Annotated in this window: 26 protein-coding genes and 1 pseudogene; 13 read left to right on the top strand and 14 right to left on the bottom strand. The window is 45.0% G+C overall.

Annotated features, from left to right (window positions below; translation table 11 throughout):
- From FTV30_RS11240 to FTV30_RS11265, 6 genes and pseudogenes are all read left to right on the top strand, one after another.
- Positions 1-120, top strand: a pseudogene (locus tag FTV30_RS11240) (IS30 family transposase); the annotation flags it as partial.
- Between the two features lie 24 nt (positions 121-144).
- On the top strand, positions 145-1,290 hold the full coding sequence (locus tag FTV30_RS11245) for a glycerate kinase (RefSeq protein ID WP_180001619.1): 1,146 nt from the start codon (positions 145-147) through the stop codon (positions 1,288-1,290).
- Positions 1,291-1,584: 294 nt separating this feature from the next.
- Complete coding sequence (locus FTV30_RS11250) at positions 1,585-3,573, top strand: ATP-dependent helicase (RefSeq protein WP_180001620.1); 1,989 nt, start codon at positions 1,585-1,587, stop codon at positions 3,571-3,573.
- Positions 3,574-3,656: 83 nt separating this feature from the next.
- Positions 3,657-3,908: an RNA-binding protein gene (locus FTV30_RS11255; RefSeq protein ID WP_180001621.1), complete on the top strand. Its 252-nt coding sequence runs from the start codon at positions 3,657-3,659 to the stop codon at positions 3,906-3,908.
- Between the two features lie 204 nt (positions 3,909-4,112).
- A complete protein-coding gene (locus FTV30_RS11260) occupies positions 4,113-4,616 on the top strand; it encodes a DUF6586 family protein (protein WP_005172799.1) in 504 nt (167 codons plus the stop codon).
- 105 nt (positions 4,617-4,721) lie between these two features.
- Positions 4,722-5,000, top strand: a complete 279-nt coding sequence (locus FTV30_RS11265; protein WP_004278462.1) for a hypothetical protein — start codon at positions 4,722-4,724, stop codon at positions 4,998-5,000.
- A 223-nt stretch (positions 5,001-5,223) separates the two neighbouring features.
- On the opposite strand, the gene FTV30_RS11270 is transcribed toward FTV30_RS11265, so the two are convergent.
- From FTV30_RS11270 to FTV30_RS11285, 4 genes are all read right to left on the bottom strand, one after another.
- On the bottom strand, positions 5,224-6,939 hold the full coding sequence (locus FTV30_RS11270) for a cation:proton antiporter (protein ID WP_180001622.1): 1,716 nt from the start codon (positions 6,937-6,939) through the stop codon (positions 5,224-5,226).
- Between the two features lie 134 nt (positions 6,940-7,073).
- Positions 7,074-7,229, bottom strand: coding sequence for a 50S ribosomal protein L33 (gene rpmG / locus FTV30_RS11275; RefSeq protein ID WP_001205031.1), 156 nt, complete (start codon positions 7,227-7,229; stop codon positions 7,074-7,076).
- A 12-nt stretch (positions 7,230-7,241) separates the two neighbouring features.
- Positions 7,242-7,478: a 50S ribosomal protein L28 gene (gene rpmB, locus FTV30_RS11280; protein WP_000048256.1), complete on the bottom strand. Its 237-nt coding sequence runs from the start codon at positions 7,476-7,478 to the stop codon at positions 7,242-7,244.
- A 165-nt stretch (positions 7,479-7,643) separates the two neighbouring features.
- Positions 7,644-9,092: a coniferyl aldehyde dehydrogenase gene (locus FTV30_RS11285; protein WP_100355797.1), complete on the bottom strand. Its 1,449-nt coding sequence runs from the start codon at positions 9,090-9,092 to the stop codon at positions 7,644-7,646.
- 115 nt (positions 9,093-9,207) lie between these two features.
- On the opposite strand from FTV30_RS11285, the gene FTV30_RS11290 reads away from it, so the two are divergent.
- The 5 genes from FTV30_RS11290 (at position 9,208) to FTV30_RS11310 (ending at position 12,870) form a co-directional block, all read left to right on the top strand.
- On the top strand, positions 9,208-9,939 hold the full coding sequence (locus FTV30_RS11290) for a TetR/AcrR family transcriptional regulator (RefSeq protein ID WP_034608773.1): 732 nt from the start codon (positions 9,208-9,210) through the stop codon (positions 9,937-9,939).
- A gap of 48 nt (positions 9,940-9,987) precedes the next feature.
- On the top strand, positions 9,988-10,854 hold the full coding sequence (gene purU, locus FTV30_RS11295) for a formyltetrahydrofolate deformylase (protein WP_005095527.1): 867 nt from the start codon (positions 9,988-9,990) through the stop codon (positions 10,852-10,854).
- A gap of 192 nt (positions 10,855-11,046) precedes the next feature.
- A complete protein-coding gene (locus tag FTV30_RS11300) occupies positions 11,047-11,817 on the top strand; it encodes a TonB-dependent receptor (protein WP_034608769.1) in 771 nt (256 codons plus the stop codon).
- Positions 11,818-11,842: 25 nt separating this feature from the next.
- Entirely contained in the window at positions 11,843-12,466 is a 624-nt protein-coding gene (locus FTV30_RS11305; RefSeq protein WP_005095531.1) for a MotA/TolQ/ExbB proton channel family protein, read from the top strand.
- Positions 12,466-12,870 (top strand): biopolymer transporter ExbD, encoded by a 405-nt coding sequence (locus tag FTV30_RS11310; RefSeq protein WP_005172785.1) that lies wholly within the window; start codon positions 12,466-12,468, stop codon positions 12,868-12,870. The genes FTV30_RS11305 and FTV30_RS11310 overlap by 1 nt, the downstream gene beginning before the upstream one ends.
- A 65-nt stretch (positions 12,871-12,935) precedes the next feature.
- Here FTV30_RS11310 and msrA read toward each other — a convergent pair whose 3' ends face one another.
- From msrA to FTV30_RS11340, 6 genes are all read right to left on the bottom strand, one after another.
- Entirely contained in the window at positions 12,936-13,460 is a 525-nt protein-coding gene (msrA, locus tag FTV30_RS11315; RefSeq protein WP_005095533.1) for a peptide-methionine (S)-S-oxide reductase MsrA, read from the bottom strand.
- Between the two features lie 103 nt (positions 13,461-13,563).
- Positions 13,564-14,025: an META domain-containing protein gene (locus FTV30_RS11320; protein WP_180001623.1), complete on the bottom strand. Its 462-nt coding sequence runs from the start codon at positions 14,023-14,025 to the stop codon at positions 13,564-13,566.
- A 102-nt stretch (positions 14,026-14,127) separates the two neighbouring features.
- Positions 14,128-15,177 (bottom strand): DUF4105 domain-containing protein, encoded by a 1,050-nt coding sequence (locus tag FTV30_RS11325; RefSeq protein ID WP_180001624.1) that lies wholly within the window; start codon positions 15,175-15,177, stop codon positions 14,128-14,130.
- 23 nt (positions 15,178-15,200) lie between these two features.
- Positions 15,201-15,713 carry a dihydrofolate reductase gene (locus FTV30_RS11330; RefSeq protein WP_180001625.1) on the bottom strand — a complete coding sequence of 171 codons (513 nt, stop codon included), beginning with the start codon at positions 15,711-15,713 and terminating at the stop codon, positions 15,201-15,203.
- Between the two features lie 97 nt (positions 15,714-15,810).
- A complete protein-coding gene (gene thyA, locus FTV30_RS11335; protein WP_180001626.1) occupies positions 15,811-16,653 on the bottom strand; it encodes a thymidylate synthase in 843 nt (280 codons plus the stop codon).
- Positions 16,654-16,834: 181 nt separating this feature from the next.
- Entirely contained in the window at positions 16,835-17,326 is a 492-nt protein-coding gene (locus FTV30_RS11340; protein ID WP_100329265.1) for a lipocalin family protein, read from the bottom strand.
- Between the two features lie 400 nt (positions 17,327-17,726).
- Here FTV30_RS11340 and FTV30_RS11345 point away from each other — a divergent pair, with 400 nt between their 5' ends.
- A complete protein-coding gene (locus tag FTV30_RS11345) occupies positions 17,727-18,242 on the top strand; it encodes a CHAP domain-containing protein (RefSeq protein WP_180001627.1) in 516 nt (171 codons plus the stop codon).
- Positions 18,243-18,260: 18 nt separating this feature from the next.
- On the opposite strand, the gene FTV30_RS11350 is transcribed toward FTV30_RS11345, so the two are convergent.
- From FTV30_RS11350 to lgt, 3 genes are all read right to left on the bottom strand, one after another.
- A complete protein-coding gene (locus FTV30_RS11350; protein WP_180001628.1) occupies positions 18,261-18,647 on the bottom strand; it encodes a hypothetical protein in 387 nt (128 codons plus the stop codon).
- Entirely contained in the window at positions 18,640-19,032 is a 393-nt protein-coding gene (locus tag FTV30_RS11355) for a hypothetical protein (protein WP_180001629.1), read from the bottom strand. The genes FTV30_RS11350 and FTV30_RS11355 overlap by 8 nt, the downstream gene beginning before the upstream one ends.
- A gap of 92 nt (positions 19,033-19,124) precedes the next feature.
- Entirely contained in the window at positions 19,125-19,934 is an 810-nt protein-coding gene (lgt, locus tag FTV30_RS11360) for a prolipoprotein diacylglyceryl transferase (protein ID WP_180001630.1), read from the bottom strand.
- A 93-nt stretch (positions 19,935-20,027) separates the two neighbouring features.
- On the opposite strand from lgt, the gene FTV30_RS11365 reads away from it, so the two are divergent.
- Positions 20,028-20,810: an NRDE family protein gene (locus FTV30_RS11365; protein WP_005103148.1), complete on the top strand. Its 783-nt coding sequence runs from the start codon at positions 20,028-20,030 to the stop codon at positions 20,808-20,810.
- Positions 20,811-20,885: 75 nt separating this feature from the next.
- On the opposite strand, the gene FTV30_RS11370 is transcribed toward FTV30_RS11365, so the two are convergent.
- Complete coding sequence (locus FTV30_RS11370; protein WP_180001631.1) at positions 20,886-23,216, bottom strand: PhoX family phosphatase; 2,331 nt, start codon at positions 23,214-23,216, stop codon at positions 20,886-20,888.
- Between the last annotated feature and the right edge of the window lie 46 nt (positions 23,217-23,262).

A 23,262-nucleotide genomic window follows, 5' to 3' on the forward strand; every position in this document is an offset into this window, starting at 1 on the left:
TCAAACGAACAAATAGAGCAGATAGAATTTGCACTCAACCATCGTCCTAGAAAAACACTAGGTTGGTATACGCCTAGTGAAGTTATGGCTGGTTTTTATACTGTTGCACTTGCCGCTTGAATCCGCCTAGATAAAAATAACCATATGCCGCTTACTTTTGTTCTTGCTCCAGATTCCTTTAAAGAAAGTATGAGTGCTGAACAAGCCTGTCAGGCCATGCAGCGTGGCATTCAAAACGTGTTGCCTGATGCTTTGTGCATTCATGTTCCTATGGCGGATGGAGGGGAAGGCACGGTCGATACACTGATCTCAAGTTCAAAAGGACAGCGCATTCCCTGTGAAGTGACAGGGCCATTGCCTGATCAGCGCATCCAGACGTATTTTGGCGTAATTGATGCAGGAAAAACCGCAATCATTGAAATGGCCAAAGCCAATGGCATAGATCTGCTGGAAGCTGCAAGGCGTAATCCTCTGCTGACCTCAACCTGTGGCACAGGAGAAATGATCAAGTCTGCGCTCGATTTAGAGGCCAGTAAAATCATCATTGGCTTAGGTGGCAGTGTGACGAACGATGCCGGTGCGGGAATGATACAGGCCTTAGGCGCTCGGTTTTTAGATGCCCAAGGATTAGAAATACAGGTTTGCGGTGGAAACCTAGATCAAATCATAGCAATTGATTTATCCGAACTGGATTCACGGCTGGCGGATATTGAAATTATCATTGCATCGGATGTGAATAATCCGCTGTGTGGACCCAATGGTGCTTCAGCGATCTTTGGCCCACAAAAAGGTGCGACACCGGAAATGGTCAAGCAACTGGATCAAAACCTCAGTCATTTCGCCGATCTGGTTGCTCGGCACATTGGACGTGATCATCGTCATGTTGCAGGTGCGGGTGCGGCAGGTGGACTCGGTTTTGGCTTAATGGCATTCACAGCTGCTTCTATTCGATCAGGTGTGGAACTCATCATTCAGCAGACAGATTTAGCCAATAAAATAGCTCAAGCCGATTATGTTCTGACCGGTGAAGGCAAGCTTGATCAGCAAACTAAATTAGGCAAAACCCCATTTGGCGTGGCACAAGTAGCACAAAAATTCAATAAACCGGTGCTTGCATTTGCTGGACTGGTGGGGGATGGGATTGAGTCACTATATGAGTCTGGATTTAGTCAGATTATCGGGATTAATCCACCAGATTGTAGCCGGGAAGAAGCCTTAAAAAATGCGGAAGTGAATCTGGAAAAAGCAGTGTCCAAAACAATTAAAAATATTGAGGAACAGCGTATTTAGTTTTCTTTTACAAGATCGTCATTGCTGCACAAGCTTTACGTAATGGCAGATAATAATGCATAAGCAGATCTTGCTTTTCATGAATGAGAAGCACTGCTTCGCAAGGTAACAAAAATTCTTTGCTGGATTGAGGAAATATCCCTATATCTCAATCCAGCAGACGGCATCCATGCTGTCGACCCTCTAGCAAACAAATCAAGAGATAAAATTTTCTGCTGTTTCAGGGCGGATGAAAAGCCATAATTATAAGAGCGATCTGCTAAACTACAGCCATCCACAAAACGATGAGTGAAAATGAGTTTAGCCAACCTGATTGATGAATTAAATCCCCAACAAAAGCAAGCATCGACCACAGAAACAAAACATAGTCTGGTGCTGGCCGGGGCAGGTTGTGGCAAAACCAAGACCATCGTGGCACGTGCAGCTTACCTGATTGAGCGGGGTGTACCCGCCAACCAGATTCAGATTCTGACCTTTACCCGCCGTGCAGCCAGTGAAATTGTAGCGCGGGTGGAATTAGCCTTGGGTGATCAAGCTAAAGGTCTGCGTGCCTCGACCTTTCATACGTTCTGTATGTATCTGTTGCGCCGTATTCCGAAGGCCTTTGGTCTGGAACAGTTCTCGATTATTGATCGTGATGATCAGTTGATGATGTTCCGTCTGATTCGTGGCCGTGATGACAAAAAAAATCCCAATCATCTGCCCAAGCCACAAGAACTCTGCGATTTATATTCCTTTGCACGTAATACTCGGCAGAAGCTCAGTCTCGCGCTGGAAAAGCAGATGCCGGAATATCTGGCCTTAAAAGACCAGATTGCCGAGATTATGAAAGAGTACGAAGTACGTAAGCAGGCACGCAGCTTTCTGGATTATGACGATATTCTGGCAGTGGTGGCGACAGCTTTGGCACAATCAGAAGGTTTGGTCGATTATGTGGCGTCAATCTGTCGACATATGCTGGTCGATGAAATGCAGGATACCAATCCATTGCAATGGGCTTTGTTGGAGCCACTGAAAGACCGGATCAGTCTGTTTTGTGTCGGCGATGATGCCCAGTCGATTTATGGTTTCCGTGGCGCAGACTTTGAAAATATTCATCATTTCAAAGAACGGGTACCAGATGCGCAGATTTTTAAACTGGAAAAAAACTACCGCTCGACCCAGGAAATTCTGGATCTGTCCAACTGGCTGCTGGATCAGTCTGAAATCAAATATGACAAACGTCTGGAAGCTTATCGTGGCGAGGGTGTAAAGCCGCGCATGCATATATTTCCGAATGAGTTTGATGAAGCCAAATGGATCGCAATTGATATTAAAGAGCGTCATTATCTACAGGGCAGCAAATGGGGCGAACATATGGTACTGGTGCGTTCCAGTTTTGCCGCGCGGCATATTGAAGCAGCCTGTATCGCGGCCAATGTACCGTATCGATTTATTGGCGGTATGAAGCTGCTGGAAACGGCACATGTCAAAGATTTGCTCAGCATGCTGCGTGTGGTCGCCAATCCGCTGGATGATATCGCCTGGATGCGTTTCTTGACCCTGTGGAATGGTGTCGGTGATGTCGGTGCAAGCAAGCTGGCGCAACACATTTTGCTGGAACCTGAAATCGATAAAATCTCCGATAAACTGGAGAAATTTGGCAAGATACCTCTAAATGCGATTCTGATCATGAAGCAGATGAGCGTGCTGAAAGGCGAAGTGCAGGCTTGTGTCAGTCTTGCGATTCAGGCAATTGAAACACAACTGGCAGAGAACTATAAAAAAGACTGGCCACGTCGTCAGGGTGATTTTGAACTGGTGAAACAACTGGCCTCCAAGCATTCACAACTAAGTGAATTTTTAGAGGAATATGTGCTCGATCCAGTGTCGATTTCGGAAATTGAACGCCAGTCCGATCATGATGTGGTGACCCTGATTACCATTCATTCAGCAAAAGGCACCGAACAGAATGTCTGTTATGTGGCCAATGTCACGCCGGGAAATTATCCGCATGCACGCGCCCAAGGCGACTTTGATGATGTTGAAGAAGAACGTCGTGTGCTGTATGTGGCGCTGACCCGAGCCAAAAATGAATTGATTCTAACCAAACAAAATCTGAATCACTGGGCGCGGGAAACGATCGATGCGCAGGGACGTAAAGTCGCAAGTTATTTCTTGAATGATCTCACCCGGCATTTATGCACCACGGAAACCCATTACAAAACCCGGCAGCAGACCGTGAAAAGTGCCTTAATTGAACGTCAATCGATTAATTTAGATTTTGGCATTGATCTCGATTAAACTATAGCAAAGTTGTTGCATACAAAAAGTAGAGTAGGCGCGTGCTTTTTGATATTTTTTGCCTATCTTCTTAAGGTTATCAGATGAAAATTTTAGTTCGTAATTTAGAACGTACGGTCACAGAAGCCGAGTTGCTGAAGTTGTTCCAGGAATATGGCACAGTGAATACTTGTACTTTGGTGCTCGATGCGGCAACCGGGAAATCAAAAGGTTTTGCCTTTGTAGAAATGCCGCATGCACGTGAAGCCATCAAATCCATTAAAGGCCTGAATACTTTGCGCTTGCACGGACATGGAATCCGGGTAAAACAAGCAGAAGATAAGCCCGAGGCTTAAACTGGAAAAGGAGCACTTGATATGCTCCTTTTTTATGGCTGAAATTTAACCTTGTTGTGCTCATGGTTGTACTCGTGCAGGCAGTTAGATTTTCTGGATTTCAGTACTGGATGGATTCAGTTTAAACATGTTTTGATTGCGAAATGAAAGCGAACCTTTTACTTTATAAAAGCCAAAATTTGTTTAAAACCTTAGGAAATATCAATGACCCGTGTTGCTCGCTATCATGCGGACCGTACCAATCAAAAACTGTATTTTGCCCGTCTTGCCTGCCAGCAGGCAGAGCAAACCCAGCATGTGCAACAGGCTCAGGCACAACGTGAGGCGACTGTATTTCATTTACATGGCGCTTTATTGGCATTTTTGCAGGAACTGGTGCGTTACTATCGCCTGAATGATGCCAATCCGACGCTGAAATCAATCGAAGAACTAATGGCAGCCAAAGGCCAGATTTCACCCGAAGTAGCCGTATTACAACACTTATCCAAGAGCGGTTTCATTGCTGAACTGAAACGTGCCTATCGTCTGTGCCAGTATGCGCCTGAACCGAGTACACCGGAACCCGAAGACGAAACCTCCTCAAATCTCATCATTAAAGTCACACAGTCTCCACAAGCATGGTTACCTGATCCTGCTATATTAAGAGAATGGCATCGTGACTTAACACAACTCATCGATGGTTTTCGCAATGAGATGATTGAATTTTAATCGGATCGACCGTACTTGAAATTAGAATTTTTAACCCTATATCAATTACTCTAATGATGCAAAGTGCACCCGGCTCTTTGCCACCATGTTGAACATGGAGGATATATGTCTATAGAACAGTTGAAAGACTTATTTGGTAATCAAGACGCGATTTTAGAACTCGTTCAACTTGAAGGTGGTGCCTTGGCTTTACGCAATGCAGGTTCGCATAAACAGCCTTTGGTCATGATTCAGTTTAATGACGAGGTGAAGGCTCTACTCGGAGAGCAGACGCCTGTGATTGCGCAGCAGATGATTCAGGCGGCCCTGTATGGCTTGCTGGAACAGCAGGTCAATGAATGGCAGGCTGAAGTCGTAGATGAAGAGCCGAAGTATATGAGTTAAGATTACAATGTATTCAAAAGCACACTATCGGTGTGCTTTTTGATTTTAAAGGGTTGGGGAATAAGTTAGATTTTAAGTACGAGCTCAAGGTGAGTTTCAAGAAATGAAAACCTCGTTTCTTTGATTTTACTCCTGATGATTTGAAGTCAGCTTATTACAAAAAATCTTGTGATTATGCATAAAAAAAGTTGCCATATTGGGCAACTTTTTTTATGCAGAGAGATTAATGAGAAGGGGGATGCTGATGCGCAATTTCGATCTGGTTTAAAATATGATTACTCATATTTTTCGCCATTTCTTCTTTGGCATAATACACCGCGCCGATATTATCACGACGGATCGCTTCAGCTTCTTCCTTGCTTTCTGCACAGACCAGTACCTGAATTTGTGGATTCAAGGTCTTAGCAATGTCGACAATTTTATGAATATCGATGATATCCATAGGGGAAATGACCAGTAAGCGCGCATGCTGAATATGTGCCTGAATCAGGACCCCGGCTTCAGTAGCAACACCAGACACCGCAGCAATACCTTTTTCACGCAGATTTTCGACGATGTCACGGTTTTCTTCGGCAATGACCACCTTGATGTTTTCTTCCATCAATGAGCGGGTAATGCGACGACCGACCTCACCATGGCCAATAATCACCACCTGATCGCGCAGGTAATCCTGTGAGACTTCATCGGGTAACATTGCCAGAGGGTCACCACTGCGTTCCAGTAAACGTGCCAGGGTCGAGCGTTCCCGAATCCATTTCTGTACTGGCTCAATTGCGGAAAAGATAAAGGAATTGAGGGTAATCGAAATCAAGGCACCTGCCAGAATCAGGTTTTGACCTTCCAGCGAAAGCAGGTTGAGTGAAACACCGAGTACAGCCAAAATAAAGGAGAACTCACCAATCTGTGCCAGCGAAGCGCCAACAGTCAGCGCGGTATTGATTGGATAGCGGAAGAACAATACCAGTGCCATTGCTGCAAGAGTTTTACCAATCAGAATAATGCCGACGACTGTCAGCACATGGAGTGGCTGTTCCAGTAAAATACGCGGATCAAACAGCATGCCGACAGAAACAAAGAATAAGATTGAGAAGATTTCACGCAGCGGCAAGGTTTCTTGTTCCGCGCGATGACTGAAATCTGACTCTTTCACCACCATCCCGGCAAAGAAAGCCCCCAGTGCCATAGATACCCCAAAAACCTTATAGGCCCCAAAGGCAATCGAGATGGCCGCAGCGACCACAGTCAGGGTAAACAGCTCACGAGAACCCAGACGTGCCACGACTTGGATGATCATCGGCACCAGACGTTTACCAATAATCAGCATAAAGGCAATAAAGCCTGCGACTTTCAGCAGGGTAATGCCTAAAGTGGCCCAGATATTTTCATCGCTCGCACCTTCAAGTGCTTGTCCGCCTAGAAGTAAGGCAGTGGCCGGCAATAATACCAAGGCCAAGACCATGACCAGATCTTCGACCAAAAGCCAACCGACGGCAATCCGGCCATTAATTGAATCGAGCAGACCACGATCACCGAGTGCTTTGAGTAGAACCACCGTACTGGCACAGGATAGGCTTAAACCGAATACGAGCGCAGAGCCAAAGCTCCAGCCCCATAACATCGAGACTCCCACTCCGAGCAGAGTGGCGACTGCAATTTGCAAAATTGCACCGGGCAATGCAATCCGCCGCACCTGCATCAGATCACTTAGCGAGAAATGCATCCCGACCCCGAACATCAGGAACATGACACCTAATTCTGCCAGCTGGTTGGCCAGATGAATATCGCCGACCACACCGGGTGTATTGGGACTAATCAGAATGCCGGCCACCAGATAGCCGATAAGTGGAGGGAGGCGCAGACGTGCAGCGATATAGCCAAAAACCAGGGCTAAGCCAAAACCAACAGCCAATAATATAATGAGTTCTACGTCATGTGGCACTAAATACTCCTTTAGTTAGGTTTGCTGGGAAATAAGCACAAAAAGTGCCAAAACATGTAGAAAGTTTATCAAGTGGGGTAAAAAAAATGCAAAAAAAAACGACCTGAAAGGGTCGTTTTTTTAAAAAGCCAAAATTATTTGATTTTAGCTTCTTTGAAGATTACGTGTTGACGGATTTTTGGATCAAATTTTTTGATTTCCATTTTTTCCGGCATAGTACGTTTGTTCTTAGTCGTGGTATAGAAATAACCTGTACCAGCTGAAGAAACTAAGCGAATTTTATCACGCATGGTTCAGACTCCTTAGATCTTTTGACCTTGAGCACGTAGGTCAGCAACAACCTTTTCAATGCCCAATTTGTCGATAATACGCATACCTTTAGTGGTTAAACGAAGACGTACAAAACGTTTTTCGCTTTCTAACCAGAAACGGTGGTGGTGCAGGTTCGGCTCGAACCGGCGTTTAGTTTTGTTGTTGGCGTGTGAGACGTTGTTACCAACGACTGGACGCTTGCCGGTAACTTGGCAAACCTTAGACATGGTGTAACTCCATTGATTTAGCCAACAGCAAATCTGTATGGCCAGTCAAAAATAAACGGATTGAAATCATTCAAGGGGCGTTTTATATCAAAAATGCGCTTAAAAGACAAGCGATTTTCGTCAAAACGCAGCACGAGCTATATCGATAGCTCATGCCTTGATCATTTAACGGAGAAGTGTCTTCGAAATCAGCTTGTGAATCGGTTTATTGAACGGCGGCAGAATGTATTTCAAGCTATACAGCTTGGGATTCGACATTACCGAGCGTTCATGCGACAAACTGAAGAAGCCTTCTGGACCGTGATATTTCCCCATACCTGATGCACCGACACCCCCAAATGGTAGATCGTCTTGTGCAACATGGGTTAATACCGTATTTTGCCCGAAATGCCCTGAATGGGTACGCTGTGCGACATAATCGGCACGCGCTTGATCAAAGTCGAAGTAGTATAAAGCAAGTGGGCGTGGACGGCTATTAATAAAGTCGATAACTTCATCAATTTGATCATATTCCATGATTGGCAGCAGTGGACCAAAGATTTCATGCTGCATGATTTGCATGCTTGGTGTGACATTGGTCACAATGGTGGGGGCAATTTTACGCAGATCAGCGGAATTTTCATGGCGCGGATTGATTTCAATAACATGAGCACCCTGTTCACGTGCATCATCCAGATAGCCTTGCAGACGGTTGTACTGTTTGTCATTCACAATCGAGGTGTAATCCTGATTATGGGTGATATCCGGATACATACTTTCTACGCAGGCTTTAAAATGATCAATAAATTCTGCCGTCTTGCCACGAGGCAGGAACATATAGTCCGGTGCGACACAGGTTTGACCGGCATTCCAGAGTTTGCCCACTGCAATCCGCTGTGCGACATCACGCAGATCAATTGATGGATGCACCAGCACTGGCGATTTACCCCCCAGTTCCAGAATCACCGGAACCAGATTTTCTGCTGCGGCTGCCATTATGGTTTTACCCACAGCAGTCGAGCCGGTAAAAATCATTTTGTCGAAGGCTAGACGACAGAAAGCATCTGAGATCACACCGCCACCATTGACCACTGCGACCAGTTCTTTCGGAAAGGCTTCTGCCAAGGCTTTTTCAAGCACTTCACCAAACGCAGCCGATGCGCTAGAAATCTTGATCATGGCGTGGTTGCCGGCAGCCAATGCACAAATGAGCGGGCCAACGGACAGCAACAGCGGATAGTTCCACGGTGCAATAATCCCAATCACGCCCAAAGGCTGATATTGCACCCAAGCTTTGGCCGGTTGATGAATAATGCCGACATGACGCTTGGAGGGTTTCATCCATCGGGTCAAGTTTTTGCTATAATATTTGATATGTTCCAGACAGGTGAGCAGTTCACCAATTTTGGTTTCCCCAATCGAGCGGTTACCATAATCCTGATTAATTGCCTCTGCAAATTGATCTTGATACTTAACTAAGATACGCTTAAGTCGAGCTAAACGATCGATGCGTTCCTTTGCCGTCGGCAAAGGATAGTTTAAGTAAGCATGTTTTTGTTGTGCCAAAAGCTCATTTAAGTATTGGCCATCAAAAAAATGTGGTGTCATTGATATTGTTTTTGTGTGACTGTTCATGCCGCACTACCATTATTCAAAAATCGATTAATTAATTTTTAGAGCAAATACTCTAATTAGTCAAGTGACTTTGTGTGTTAGCCTGCTAATGCACGAACTGAATGGTTATTTTAGGATGTCCCAAACCAAAACCTTAAAAACTAAAGAGCGTATCTTGCAGCTCAGTTTGCAGCTGTTCAATGAGCGTGGCGAACGCTCTGTGACCACCAATCATATTGCGGCTGAACTCGGGATGAGCCCTGGTAACCTGTATTATCATTTCCGTAATAAAAATGAAATTATTAAAGAACTGATGGAGGAGTACCAGCAGCAAACTCTGGAAATGCTGGCGCTGCCGGATGATCGTGCTCTGGATGCCAATGACAAGATTCATTATTTTCAGGTACTGAGCAGTCAGCTGTGGGCTTATCGTTTCCTGCATCGCGATGTCTATCATCTGGTTGAAAATAACGAAGATTTCCGCAAGATGTATCCACGCTTTGCCGGCGAGGTGATGCAGCAAGGTCAGAAAATCTATAAGGCTTTTGTGAATGCTGGCTTGATGGACATGACCGATTCAGAAATTGAAGCACTGATCATTAACCTGTGGATTGTACTGACCAACTGGACCAACTTCCTATATATGTCAGGTCATCTGACCGATTCCAATACGCTGGAAGAAAAATGGGTCTGGCAGGCATTGCGTCAAATGGTGTTCCTGGAAGGGGCCTATTTACGCGGTGAAAGCCGTCAAACTTATGAAGGTTTGCTAAATAGCCTAGGTTCTTCGGAACTTTTTGCCAGCCTGTCATCTGCAAAAAACACAGAAGTCGAGTCGCCTATTCAGAATATCTCGGAAACGCGCTAGAATACTCGGCTTATTTTTTAATTTAACTGATTAGTGACTTAAACCAACATGAATATGACGACTGCTAACACCGCACGTTTATTGATTACTTGTGAAGACAAGCCGGGCATCGTGCAGGCTGTTTCGAGCTTCTTGTATCATCAAGGTGCCAATATTACTGCGCTTGACCAATATGCGACAGCAGCGCAGGGCGGCCGTTACTTCATGCGCGTTGAATTTGAACTGGATCATCTGCAAAGCCGTAAAGAAAGCATTACCCAGACTTTTGCGGTAAATGTCGCAGAGCGTTATGGCATGCAATGGCGTCTGGCTCTGGTCAGCGATGTGAAGAAAGTCGGTATTTTGGTGTCTAAGGTCGATCATGCCTTGCTTGAGCTGTTATGGCGTCATGCCCGTGGTGGTTTGCCATGTGAAATTACCAAGGTGGTATCGAATCACGAGACTTTACGCGAAGCGGTTGAAAACTTTGGGATTCCATTTGAAGTGGTGCCGGTGACCAAAGACAACAAGCCTGAAGCCTATGCAGAAATTGACCAGTTAATGCAGGGCAATGACCTGTTGGTATTGGCGCGCTATATGCAGATTCTAGATGAAGAATTTGTAAGCAAGTGGGAAATGAAAGTGATCAATATTCACCATTCATTCCTGCCCGCATTTGTCGGTGCAAATCCGTATAAACAGGCGCATGAAAAAGGTGTCAAGCTGATCGGTGCGACTGCACACTATGTCACTGCCGATCTGGATCAGGGCCCGATCATCGAGCAGGACGTAGAACGTGTCAATCATGACTTTACCGTTGAACAGTTGCGTGAACTCGGTCAGGACGTAGAACGTAATGTACTGGCACGTGCAGTGAAATGGCATCTGGAAGACCGTATTATTGTCGATGGCAATAAAACTGTGGTGTTCCAATAAAACTTGCATCCCTATTTAAAAAGGCATACTTTTAGTGTGCCTTTTTTGTTTTGATGCAAAAAAAGTCAGTGAAAGGCATGATTAGTAGTTGCAAATGAAAACACTTCTCATTTATTATTGGCGTACTTTAATTGTGCTAACCGATGAGCTTGATTGTTTGTTTCACATCATCTCCTCAAGGTAATAGATTTAATGAGTCAAGTTGCTGCTCCCATGCCACCTACACCGCCCAACAAGATGAAAAAGAAAGTCATCTCGATTCTGGCGGCCGTGTTCGTCGGACATGTGGGCCTATTGTGGGCAGTGAGCCAGATGGACGCACCGGAGCTCAAGCCTGTAGAGAAAGAGCCGCTTAAAGTGCGCTTTGTAAAATTGCAGGAAGCACCAAAACCTTTACCGCCAAAGCCGAAGGCCGAGCCACAAAAAGAGCCGCCTAGGCCCAAAGAAGTCAAAATTGTAGATAAACCGCTGCCACCACCACCAAAAAAAGTTGAAAAAATAGAACAGGTGAAGAAGGCAGAAGCACCTAAAGTCGTGAAAGCACCACCCGTTGAAGCTAAACCAACCCCAAGTCCGGTGGTACCGACAGTGGTCACCGAAACCAAAGTGCAACCGGCACCAGCTCCAGTCGCGCCACCTGCGCCTGTAGCACCGCCAGCACCTGCTGCGCCGCCATCACCAAAAAGTGTCTCGATTGGGGGTGGAGTGAGCTGGCAGCGCGCACCGAAAGTTTCCTTGTCTTCAGGTGAGTTAAGAGCGACTTGTTCGATGGTAGTCGATGTGGCGGCAAATGAGCAGGGTAAAGTGGTTTCTGCGACTGCACGTAATTCGGATTGTAGCTCGGCAGTGAACCGTAAAGTTGAAGCAGCGGTACGCCGCGCGCAACTAACCAAATATGTGGAAAATGGTGTGGCTTATCCAACCCGGGTTGAGCAGCCTTTCGATTTTCAAATTACCAAATAACGGCTAACCCATTAGGAGTTCGAAGATGAACTTTTCAGTTTATTGGCAACACGCTGATGCAGTCAGTAAAACGCTGTACTTCGTGTTATTGGCAATGTCGATTGCGACATGGACCATTTTTGTGCTGCGTTTAATGGGCACTCGCCAGCTTAAACAAGTTGCTTATACCCAGCTGTCTCAAGCATTGGAGCAACTGAAAACCAAATTGGCTCCTTTGGGCTTTGAACAGCGTAAGGCAGTGGCAGAACAGGCGTTATTACGTCAGATTTCAGCCGAAAAAGCCAATGCTGAAAAAGGGGTATCCGTCCTCGGTACGATTGCTTCGATTTCACCATTTGTCGGTTTGTTTGGTACCGTGTGGGGTATTTTCCATGCGCTGGTTGCAGTGGGTAAAAGCGGTCAGGCTGGTCTGGCACAAGTGGCAACCCCAGTCGGTGAAGCCTTGATCATGACGGGTCTAGGCTTGGCCGTCGCGATTCCTGCGGTACTGGCTTATAACATCTGTGTGCGTTTCAATCGTGGTTTGGCGCATGAGTTACAAGATCAGGCACATGGCTTGTTGATTGACACCATGTTGCAACAGGAATCTGCTGCAAAAAAGTCTGATGAAAAAGTAACACAACAGAGTTTAGTGGGAGGTCAAGCTTAATGGCTTTTCAACTGGGTGAAGACAACGATGTAGGTATGAATGAGATGAACCTCATTCCCCTCATCGACATTATGTTGGTATTGATGATCATCTTCTTGGTGACAGCGACCGTTGCGAACCCATCAATTCCATTAACCTTGCCACAAACCACTGCGGAGATTATTGATCTGCCGCCTGAAAATGTCACAATCAGCATCAATGCGGAAGGTGAGATTGCCTGGAATGGCAATGTCCTGACCCTAGACGAATTGCAGACCCGTTTTAATGAAGCAGGTCAGACTGAACGTCAGCCGACGATTGTGCTGAAAGCAGATAAAGAATCCCGTTATGACACGGTAGCTCAAGTCATGTCGCGTGCGAGTGGAGCCGGACTCAGCGATATTGCCTTTGCAACCGATAACTAAGATTCAGCTAACAAAAAAAAGCGACTGATTTCAGTCGCTTTTTTTATCCCCATTTTTTATGCAAATTAATGGGTTTTTAACAAAGTCATAAATTTACTGCGTAATTTATTCAGTTTTGGCGGAATGGCAAAATTGCAGTAACCTTGGTTTGGGTTTTTCGCAAAGAAATTTTGGTGATATTCCTCAGCAGGATAGAAGGTCGGCATCGGGCTGAGTTCAGTCACAATATTCAGGCCTTCATTTTTTAAAGCATCCATGGCTGCTTCTGCCTGAGTTTTTTGTTCAGCATTCAGATAATAAATCACGGAACGATATTGGGTGCCGACGTCATTGCCCTGACGGTTCAAAGTGGTTGGATCATGCGTCGCAAAAAACACCTCAAGGAGCTGGGCATAGCTGATCTGGTTTTCGTCGAAATCAACCAGAATAACTTCAGCATGGCCGGTTTCACCGCCGCACACGGCCTCATAATTTGGCTCAGGGGTATGACCGCCGGCATAGCCACTCAGGACTTGCTGAACGCCCTGAATTTGTAAAAATACCGCTTCGGTACACCAAAAGCATCCACCACCAAAAAGTGCTTGTTGCATGGCTGATTCCTCATTCGATTGAACTGGGCTGATGGTTAAATCCTGGCCCATCAGTATGAAAGATAAAAAAAGCCCGCCAATACAGGCTTTTTGTAGGGAAGTCTTAACGTGGCTGAACTGCACTTTCCAGCTGAATTAACACATTACCATGACGATCCAATAGTTTTAGGGTTTTACCAAATACCTGATAATGCGTCACCTTGGCTAAAGCTTCATTAAATTTCTGATCGAGCTGATCATTATGCATACAGGCCATGCGTGTTGTTGCCATCTGGCTTAAATTCAAAGTATCTTTGCCCGCCATATAGCTGCCCATGATCCGGTTACAACCATCTGAACCGGAAACACGCTGGGTGCTGGTATCAAATTGCAGACTTGGAAGATGAGATGCAGTAGCTGCGGTTTTGATTTCAGTATTGCCAATCTGTGTGGCAATCCAGGTACGATTTTGCAAAAGTTGTAAATGATTCGTGGTTTGTGTGGTGGCGGTATTCGGCACGGTCTCGCAGCCCATTACAGCCAATACCGAGCCTAATAGGGCAATTGCAGTTAATTTTTTTAGCATGAAAGATACTCTGATTATTGACTAGCTATTTGTATATAAACAAAAAAATGACTCAGGTTCCAGTTGATTTTGTATCTTTATTTACAGTGATAAAAACGCCAGTTAATGTGTCTGAGGTGCAGGCAGGCCTTGACGAAGTCGCTGCGAATATTCCTGGCTGGACAGATCGGCGCTCTGTTTGACTCGTGGATTCACATGCGCCCGTTGGTACCAGGTGTGCATATCCCAGGATTGATCCAGCACTTTCAGATCATAGAGATAATTCGGTAAATAGCCGGACGCTAACAGTCGATAATCTGAAGGCAATTGTTGTTGCGATACTGCCTGAACCATATCAAAGACCAGAGTGGTGCAATTACTGGTCAGGGTGTTATACCACTTGGGTTCTCTGGCCAATTCATCGGCCTGGGCCAGATATTCTTTGAATAAGGCTTTGGCCTGAGCTTGTGGCATATTTACCGGAAAGAAATACACCTGCTCCCCGCGAATATTACTACGTGTATACACAATATCTTTTTCGTCCGATGCCACCAGACTCAATTCATATTTACGGAAAAACCCACCAATTGCAGAAAACTCTTCATGTTTTTCCTTGCGGATTTCAATCGAGAAAGTGAGAGGTTTTTGATTGGCAAAATCGAAGCTGACCAGCGTGTGGGCAATTTTCGGACCCATCCAGTAGGAGGTAATGATATTCACCCCGCTAATCTGGTTCAGGTCAAAACTGCGGCTTTCCCAACGTTCGATATAACGACCATCAGCTTGCCAGTCAAAGTTCCGGATATTGTGCAGGGTGACCTGATCGCCTTGTTGTTCATAGTGCAACAACTGAGCCACTTCAGGATTCCACTCCCGATCCTGACGCGCTTGCAGACTAAAATAGCCCAGCAGACAAAACAGAAAGACCAGAAGATATAGAATGCTATCGACTTTACGCGAGATCAGGTGCCGGGTGAAGTAGATCCCGAGTACCAGCAGGGAAAACGTTAACCAAACACCAATCAGGATCAAGCTGCCAATCTTGCCGAGAGGTTGCTGAACCCAGAGCATCAGGCTGAGCCACAGGCTCGACAGAATGACAAAGAGGATAAACAGGCTGCCCAGCAGCCACAGAATCCAGTGCTTGGAAATATATTCGCGTCCCTGCATCATCACTTTTTCATGAGAAATAGGCTTTATTTTCTGTAGGTTGTAAACTCAAAAGCAATCCCGGTTTTGTCGTCAATATGTTGCTCGGTCGCGACTTTTTTGAATTCTGCCGGAATTTCAGGATAATAGGCATGACCTTGTACATCCAGGTCGACATGAGTCAGTTCCAGACGGTCGGCAATGTCCATGGTCTGTTTAAAGATTTCACCGCCACCAATAATAAAAATAGACGTCGGTTTTTCTGAGCTGTGTACATCAGTAACTGCCTGAATAAGCGCATCTTCAATGTTATGAGCAACTTTAGTGCCTTGAAAAGACCAGTCAGGATCACGGGTAATGACCCAGTTCACGCGTTTAGGGAGCGCACGCCCCATCGATTCAAGGGTCTTGCGGCCCATGATAATCACACCGCCCTGAGTGATTTCTTTAAAATGCTTGAGATCGGCTGAGATATGCCAAGGCAGGTCATTGTCCTTACCAATACAGCGCTGCTGATCCATTGCAACGACATGAACGACTTCTAAATCCTGAAATGCCATACCTACACTCAAAAACAAATAAAAATTTGCTCCTATTAAAATGCAAAATCCCACTTTAAGCAAAGTGGGATTTTGATTTTCTTTGGTTTGGGAACATTTACACTGCAACGGGTGCCTTAATCCCCGGATGTGATTCATAACCAATAATTTCAATATCTTCAAATTTGAAGTCGAACAGGTTTTTGATTTCAGGATTCAATTTAAGTTGGCACAGGCCCAAGGGCTCACGGCTGAGCTGTAACTGGGCTTGCTCGAAGTGATTGCTATACAGGTGTGTATCGCCACCGGTCCAGACAAAATCACCGACCTCCAGCTGACAGACTTGCGCGATCATATGCGTCAACAGGGCATAGCTGGCGATATTAAATGGAACACCGAGAAAAACATCGGCGCTACGCTGATACAGCTGACAAGACAATTTGCCATTGTGGACAAAGAACTGGAACAGGGTATGGCAAGGCGGTAATGCCACTTGGCCCGCTTCATTCGGATTCCAGCCAGATACAATCAGACGGCGCGAATTCGGATTGGTTTTAATTTCATTAATCAACCATTTGATCTGATCAAAACCATCCTGATTATAGCTATTATCTGCATTTTTGCTGGCACCAAAATTACGCCACTGGTGACCGTAAACTGGCCCCAGTTCACCTTCAGGGCGGCCAAAACGCGCGGTCTGTTCGGCGGTTGCCCACTCATCCCAAATCGAAACTTTATGCTCTTTTAAATATTGAACGTTGGTATCGCCTTTTAAAAACCATAATAATTCAATCACGATAGAACGGAAATGAACTTTTTTGGTGGTGAGTAAAGGGAAACCTTGGGAAAGATCAAAGCGCATCTGATGACCAAATACCGAACGTGTCCCTGTACCGGTACGGTCGCCTTTATCGCCGCCGTTGTCGAGAATGTGTTGTAAAAGGTCAAGATATTGGCGCATAGGTCTCTCTATTTAAATCTGTTGAAAATCGCCGTTTTAACAGCAGTATAGATTATTTCAAAAATAATTTGCTGTCGAAAGGGACAATTTAAATTGCGCATATCATAGCATTTTTTGATGAGCTTTCATCGCTCAAACCAGAATAAAAAAGACCTCCTGATAGAGGTCTTTGTACAGTAAATTAAGCCGTTTTATGGCCAGTATGCACGGTGTGAATCAGATCGGACAGATCATAACCCAAGGATTCTGCATAGCTTAAATATTCACGTTGAGTGGCTTCATCTAAAGTCGTCCCGCGATGTAGCAGCCATAAGTATTCTTTACCAGGTTCGCCCACAAGGGCCGTCTGATAATCCGGATCGATTTTTAATACCCAATAATCGCCCTTGGTAAACGGAATCCAACGCAGGCCTTCAGGTAAAAAACTGACTTCGAGCTTGGCATGTTCTGCATCGACAATGGTCGCTTCAGCAATGGCTTCATCCAGCTTACCCTCACCATCCAGACAGCGGTTCTGAACCCGAACCTTGCCATTTTCATTTAAGCTATATACCGCAGAAATATCGGTGCTGTTCTCGGGTTGGTGTTTCATCGGCAAACGTGCAATTTCATACCAGGTGCCTAAATATTGTTCTAAATTAAAATTTGAAACGGTACTTAAAGTCTGACTCATTTTTCTTCTCCGTTTAGTTCAATATTTAAAAATGCCGCATCAGTGTAATACAGGGTACAAAGCTCAAAATGATGTAATCATGTAGTGAAATGTTGTCTGAGAATGGCCGAGCCACAAATTAAATCCATAAGGTTTGAGTAGAAAAAAATAACGGCTCATTTTGCGTATTTCAGGCTAAAAAAGCTTTGCAAGGCGTCGAAGTTGGCTTTGCTTTACATTTTTTTTGCAAAGATGATGGGTTTTGTAACTGTATTAGAAAGAACGGCTTAATTTGAATGCCGGAAAAATAGACAAATTTATTTACATTTTTAATGTGAAAGATAACATTTAAACGACTAGTATTCTCGGCTTGTTAACAATATGAAAGCCTAAATTACAGGCGAGGAGCGGTTGGTAAGGCATGATCTATGATCATCAAGTAAACATGAGCGAAGTATATGCTCCTGTCCAAGCGAATATCATGGTGCGTTCCCAATCGGAGCAAAGACCTAAAAAGTCATCCCAGCAAGCCACTGTCCGTAACGCTTCAGGCGTAAGCAATGGCCATCGTATCAATATCGAGAAATTTACCAGTTATCTGCAAGGCATTACCCGAAATACCAGTACACAGAAATGTGCGCGCAGTATTCGTGTCGGTCTGCAATCCTCGGGTGCGAAAATTGTGAATCATCCGGTCGCAGCGGCAGATTGGGGAAGTACCCTGATGCAGCTGGGCTATAAGAAAATTAATGCTTCTTTTGATCGGCCGAAAAAAGGCGATATCTATATTATTGACCGTACTCAGGGACATAAATATGGACATATCGCGGCTTATTCAGGTAGTGCCTGGGTATCGGATTTCAAACAGCGAGATCATGCGGTTTATCGCAATAAAAACGTGACTTATAGTTACTATCGTCTGGAAACTTACTTCTAAGAAAATACTGCGAAGTGATCAGTCCTCAAAACGCTTCGCACGGTTTTCATAGACCGATACGATAAATAATCCAATCGCGGCAAAGCCAAGACATTGCAGACCCAAGGCAAATTTGCCCCATTGCTGGTGCTGTTCTGGTAAATAGCCAAACAGGGTAATTAAGGCAATGATGGGAATCACCCGGCTCAAGGCGCTAAAGCCATTTGCATAGGGATTGGATTTTGAGATTTTCAGGCGGAAATGGTGCAGTAAATGCACGACAATTCCAATCGCTAAACTCACCCCAACAAATACCGGATCTAACTGGGCCACAGTCGATGCCGCATAAATAAAAATACAGGTCGCGATGATGACGATGAGTTTGATTTGACGGCTACAACGTTCTGAATACCAAAAATCAAGCATGCGGCGGCTCTGAATCGTGAGTGTTCTGATTTAACAGAGACAGGGGTGAAAACAGGCAAATTGCCAGTGCCATAAAGGCAATGCCTTGTGCGCCCGGAATCAGGATTTCGCCCTGTTGCATGTTCATAAAAATTAAAGCAATCAATAAGGCAATGGGAATCCAGGTCAGTAATCTATACAGCAAACCGGTCGGATTTTTGCGGGCAAAGTGGATTTTGCAGTAACGACAAATCAGAAAAATGACGCCAGTACCGACAAACATCAGAATCGCGTCCAGGGGCAGTGGTTTCATCCAGTACAACCCTGCAGCAACCAATGCAATCACAATACAGATCAACAGTTTTTTGAGAACAGAGACTTGTGGATTAAACCAGAACTCAAGCATAGTGATGAAGGAATAAAAGAGATAAATGGCACTTTAGCATATTTTCGGTACAAAAAAGCGAGGCTGTTGCCTCGCTAAATTACGCGATTTTCTCAGCTATTTTTGTTTGGACCCCAGTCATAAATTTTCTTCTGGTAGGCATACCACATCATCCACAAGCCAATCAGGATCATTGGCAGACTCAGGAATTGTCCTTTGCTCATCCAGCCAATAAACAGCTGACCATTGTCCGGTTCACGGAAGAATTCAACCACAAAACGTGCCAGACCATAGCCAATCAGGAAGAGCGCAGATACGGCCATACGCGGACGCGGCTTGGAGCTGAACCACCATAGTACAATAAATAGAATTAAACCTTCACACAGCGCCTGATACAGTTGTGAGGGATGACGTACCAGTTGCAGCGGATCGGTCGGGAAGATCATGCCCCAGGCAAAGTTTGGATCGGTCACCTGACGGCCATATAGTTCACCACCAATAAAGTTACCAATCCGGCCAAACATCAAACCTGTGGGTACGCAAGGCGCGATAAAATCCAAGGTCTGGAACCAGGTCATCTTGTATTTCTTGCACCACCATAACATGGCCAGAATGACCCCGAGGAAACCGCCGTGGAAACTCATGCCCCCGGTCCAGATCTGGAACAGCCATAGAGGATCGGCCAGGAACTGGGGAAAACCGTAAAATAAGACATAACCGACACGGCCACCGATGATGACACCGAGTGCGCCGAAGAAGATCAGGTCAGACACCATATCCGGTGTCCAGCCACGTTGTTTGGCGCGAAACGTCGCCAATCCCCAGGCAAATAAAAATGCCAGTAAGTACATCAGTCCATACCAGTGAACTTGTAAGGGCCCGAGCGAAATCGCAACGGGATCAATATTGGGATAGGTGAGCATTCCTGTTCCTTGTGATTCTGTTTTGCACAGATTTTAGCTGAAAGCAAAGAAAAATGTTGTACATTCAATGTGTAAAGATCGAGAGCGTAAATTATGTGTATCGTGGCATTGGCGTGGCGGGTTCTAGATCAGGCCCCGTTATGTCTGATTTCGAACCGGGATGAATTCTATCAGCGGCCTACACAGGCACTGCATGAATGGGAAAATAGTCCGATTATTGCCGGACAGGATCTGCAGTCAGGCGGCACCTGGATGGGAGTGACGGCGGCAGGAAGATGGGCGGTGATTACCAATTTTAGAGATGGGCAGGACCAAAAGTCTTATCCGACTTCACGCGGTCATATTCTTCAGGATTTTCTTGAAGCTGAATTAACACCAATTCGGTTTGCCCAGGAACTGGAAAAAAAGCAATGTGACTATGCAGGCTTTAACCTGTTTGTCGGTGATCGAGAGCAGGCGGTCTATATGAGCAACCGTGGTGAAGCAGCGCAAGTATTGGCGCACGGTGTATATGTGGTATCCAATGGTTTGCTGACTGAGCATTGGGAAAAGACCCGTCACTTACGCAAGCGCTTTACCCAGGAATTCCTGCCCATGATGCAGCATCCCGATATACCTGAGTCGGATCTCTGTTATGCCGTGTGGGATATTCTGGAAGATGAACGTAAAGTGATTCCTGAACTACTACCCGAAACAGGGATTTCGATTGAAATGGAACATCTGCTGTCTTCGACATTTATTCAAAGCCCAGCCTATGGCACGCGCTGTTCCAATTTTTTGAGAATGCAGCCTCAACAATGGCACTGGATTGAAAAGTCACAACAAGGTGCAACCGCAGGTCATACCATTGAGAAAATCATTGCTCTGCAAAAATAATGGAATAAAAAAATGCCGACAGATGTCGGCATTTTAAAAAATTATCTAAATTTTTGAAGTTAGACAAAAAATTACTTAGCTAGCAATGGTGCCTCCATCATTACGCGTAATCACAACAGTTGCTGAACGTGGACGTGCTGTCTTGTTCGAACGATCTGTTTGGCTGGCAGGCCAGTTACTGGTTGGAGCATCAAATTTTTTAGAATCTTCACCCGGATGTTGTACGTTGATGAAAATTGCTTTGTAGTCCGGTGTCATGGTGACACCAGTGATTTCACACTCTACTGGACCGGTCAGGAAGCGACGTAGATTTTCATCGGTCACTTTGGCACCAGCAATTGTTGCTTGACCATTAGAGGTTGTTACTACACCACCATCACCAACTTGTCCAGGTAATGCTGCCAGCATCATACAGTTGGTTACATCTGTATAAGCGCCGTCATCAGTCTGAATCCAGAGTACACCGCGAGGGTCAAACCACATACCATCTGGTGAAGACAGATTATTATTATCATTTAAGCCAGACAGGTTGATATTGGCATCCATCGATGCTTCAGCACCGAACAAGTAGATATCCCATTCAAAGCTTTCTGATGCGGTATTTTCCTCTTTAAAGCGAATAATATGGCCATTCACATTACCTTTACCGCCTTCAGGATCTGAGTAATTACGTGGGTTGGCAGCATCAACAGGTTGTGCCGAGTTATTGCCACGGTTACTGTTATTGGTCAGGGTAACGTAGACCTCACCATTCTCTGGGTTAACAGCTACCCATTCAGGGCGGTCCATCTTCGTTGCACCAACGGCATCGCCTGCTAAACGTGCAAAAGTTAATACATCTGCATCAGAGCTAAATGGATATACTGCATTTTGTGCAGTTAAACCGTTTTTACCATGAGCAAGTTCAATCCATTGACCAGTTCCATCTGCATTGAACTTGGCCACATAGAACTTACCGTTATTCATATATTTGTCACCAGCACGGTAGCCGGTATTGATATCTTTTGGATCCCATTTTGCATCAGAGACAAATTTGTAAATGTATTCACCACGTGAGTCATCGCCCATGTAGAAGGCAAACTGTTGACCTTCAACGGCACGGCTAGCACGACAGTCTTCATGCGCAAAACGACCTAAAGCTGTACGTTTTACTGGGTTTGAGCGACTATCAAATGGATCAATCTCTACAATCCAGCCAAAGGTATTCGGTGCATTACGATAGTCTTGACTTGCTGACGCCTTAGTAACGTCCGCTGACCAACGGTCATACATATCTTGTGATTCAAGACTTGCTGGCGCTGTTTCCCAGGCATAACGAGAAGATTTATCTAAATAAATAGTGCGGCCTTGGTCATCCAGTTCAGGGATTTTTTCACCAAAGGCATCTTTAATATAAATGATGCTGCCTTTCTCATCACGTTTAACTGTACCGTCGGCATTTTTTTCAGTTTGATAAGAAATCTCTAAACCTAAGCCATAACGTTTAAGTGCTATTTTTTCAGCTTCAGTGCGTGCTGCATACTGGTCTGTTCCTGAACGTTGGAAATAACCAATAAAATTTTCTTCGGCAGTTAAATATGTACCCCATGGTGTATAGCCATTACCACAGTTATTTTGTGTACCGCGAGTTTGACGACCGTTAGGAGAGAAAGCTGTGTGGATTAATGGAGAGGTCGTTACCGGCCCAGCAAAATCCATCACTGTTGAAGCCGTAATACGGCGGTTAAAGGGAGATGATTTTACAATTTCAACAGCCTGAGACTCTGTATTTTTCTTAACATGCACAATTGAAACACCATGTGCATTCACTTCACGAATGACTTCATCTTCTGGACGGCGACCATCTACTTTAGTTGCACCCTTAGGGTGTAAAAAAGTTTGATTGATGTATTCATGGTTCATCACCAGCAGGCCATGCTCAGATGCATTTTCCTCATAACGGCCAGTTTTAGTGCTTAAACCAAAATAGCTCATACCATCATGGCAGTCACCCGCACGGAATTGAAAGCTTGGACCCGATGGAACCTCGCTATCATTCCAGTCTGGGTAAAGTGGATGAATCGAGTCACCCATTGCATAGAGGACAGTGGCTGTATAGCCTTCAGGAACAGTAACCCAGTCATCCAGGTTTTTCTTCACCGGGCTAAAGCTTAATTTTTCTGGACGTACATTGTTGTCCGCTGGAGGAGTTGGTTTGTTCTCATCATCCCCAATATTTGCATTATCATCGTCATCGCTACATGCGGTCAGGCTAGAAGCCAAAGCCAATGCTGCAGCGCCACTAGCTGTTTTTTTAATTAAGCTACGACGAGAAATACGCTGCTCTAAAATATCACGAAAGTGCATGTTATTTGAGTTGTTATTATCTAGCTCTTGATCTTCATGATAGGGTGTTTGGTATGTCATTTTTAGTTCCTAGCAAAAAAGGCTTGGTTATAAAGTTATGAACAAA

This window comes from Acinetobacter sp. YH12255 (assembly GCF_013417355.1).
GTDB classification, from domain to species: Bacteria; Pseudomonadota; Gammaproteobacteria; order Pseudomonadales; family Moraxellaceae; genus Acinetobacter; species Acinetobacter pseudolwoffii.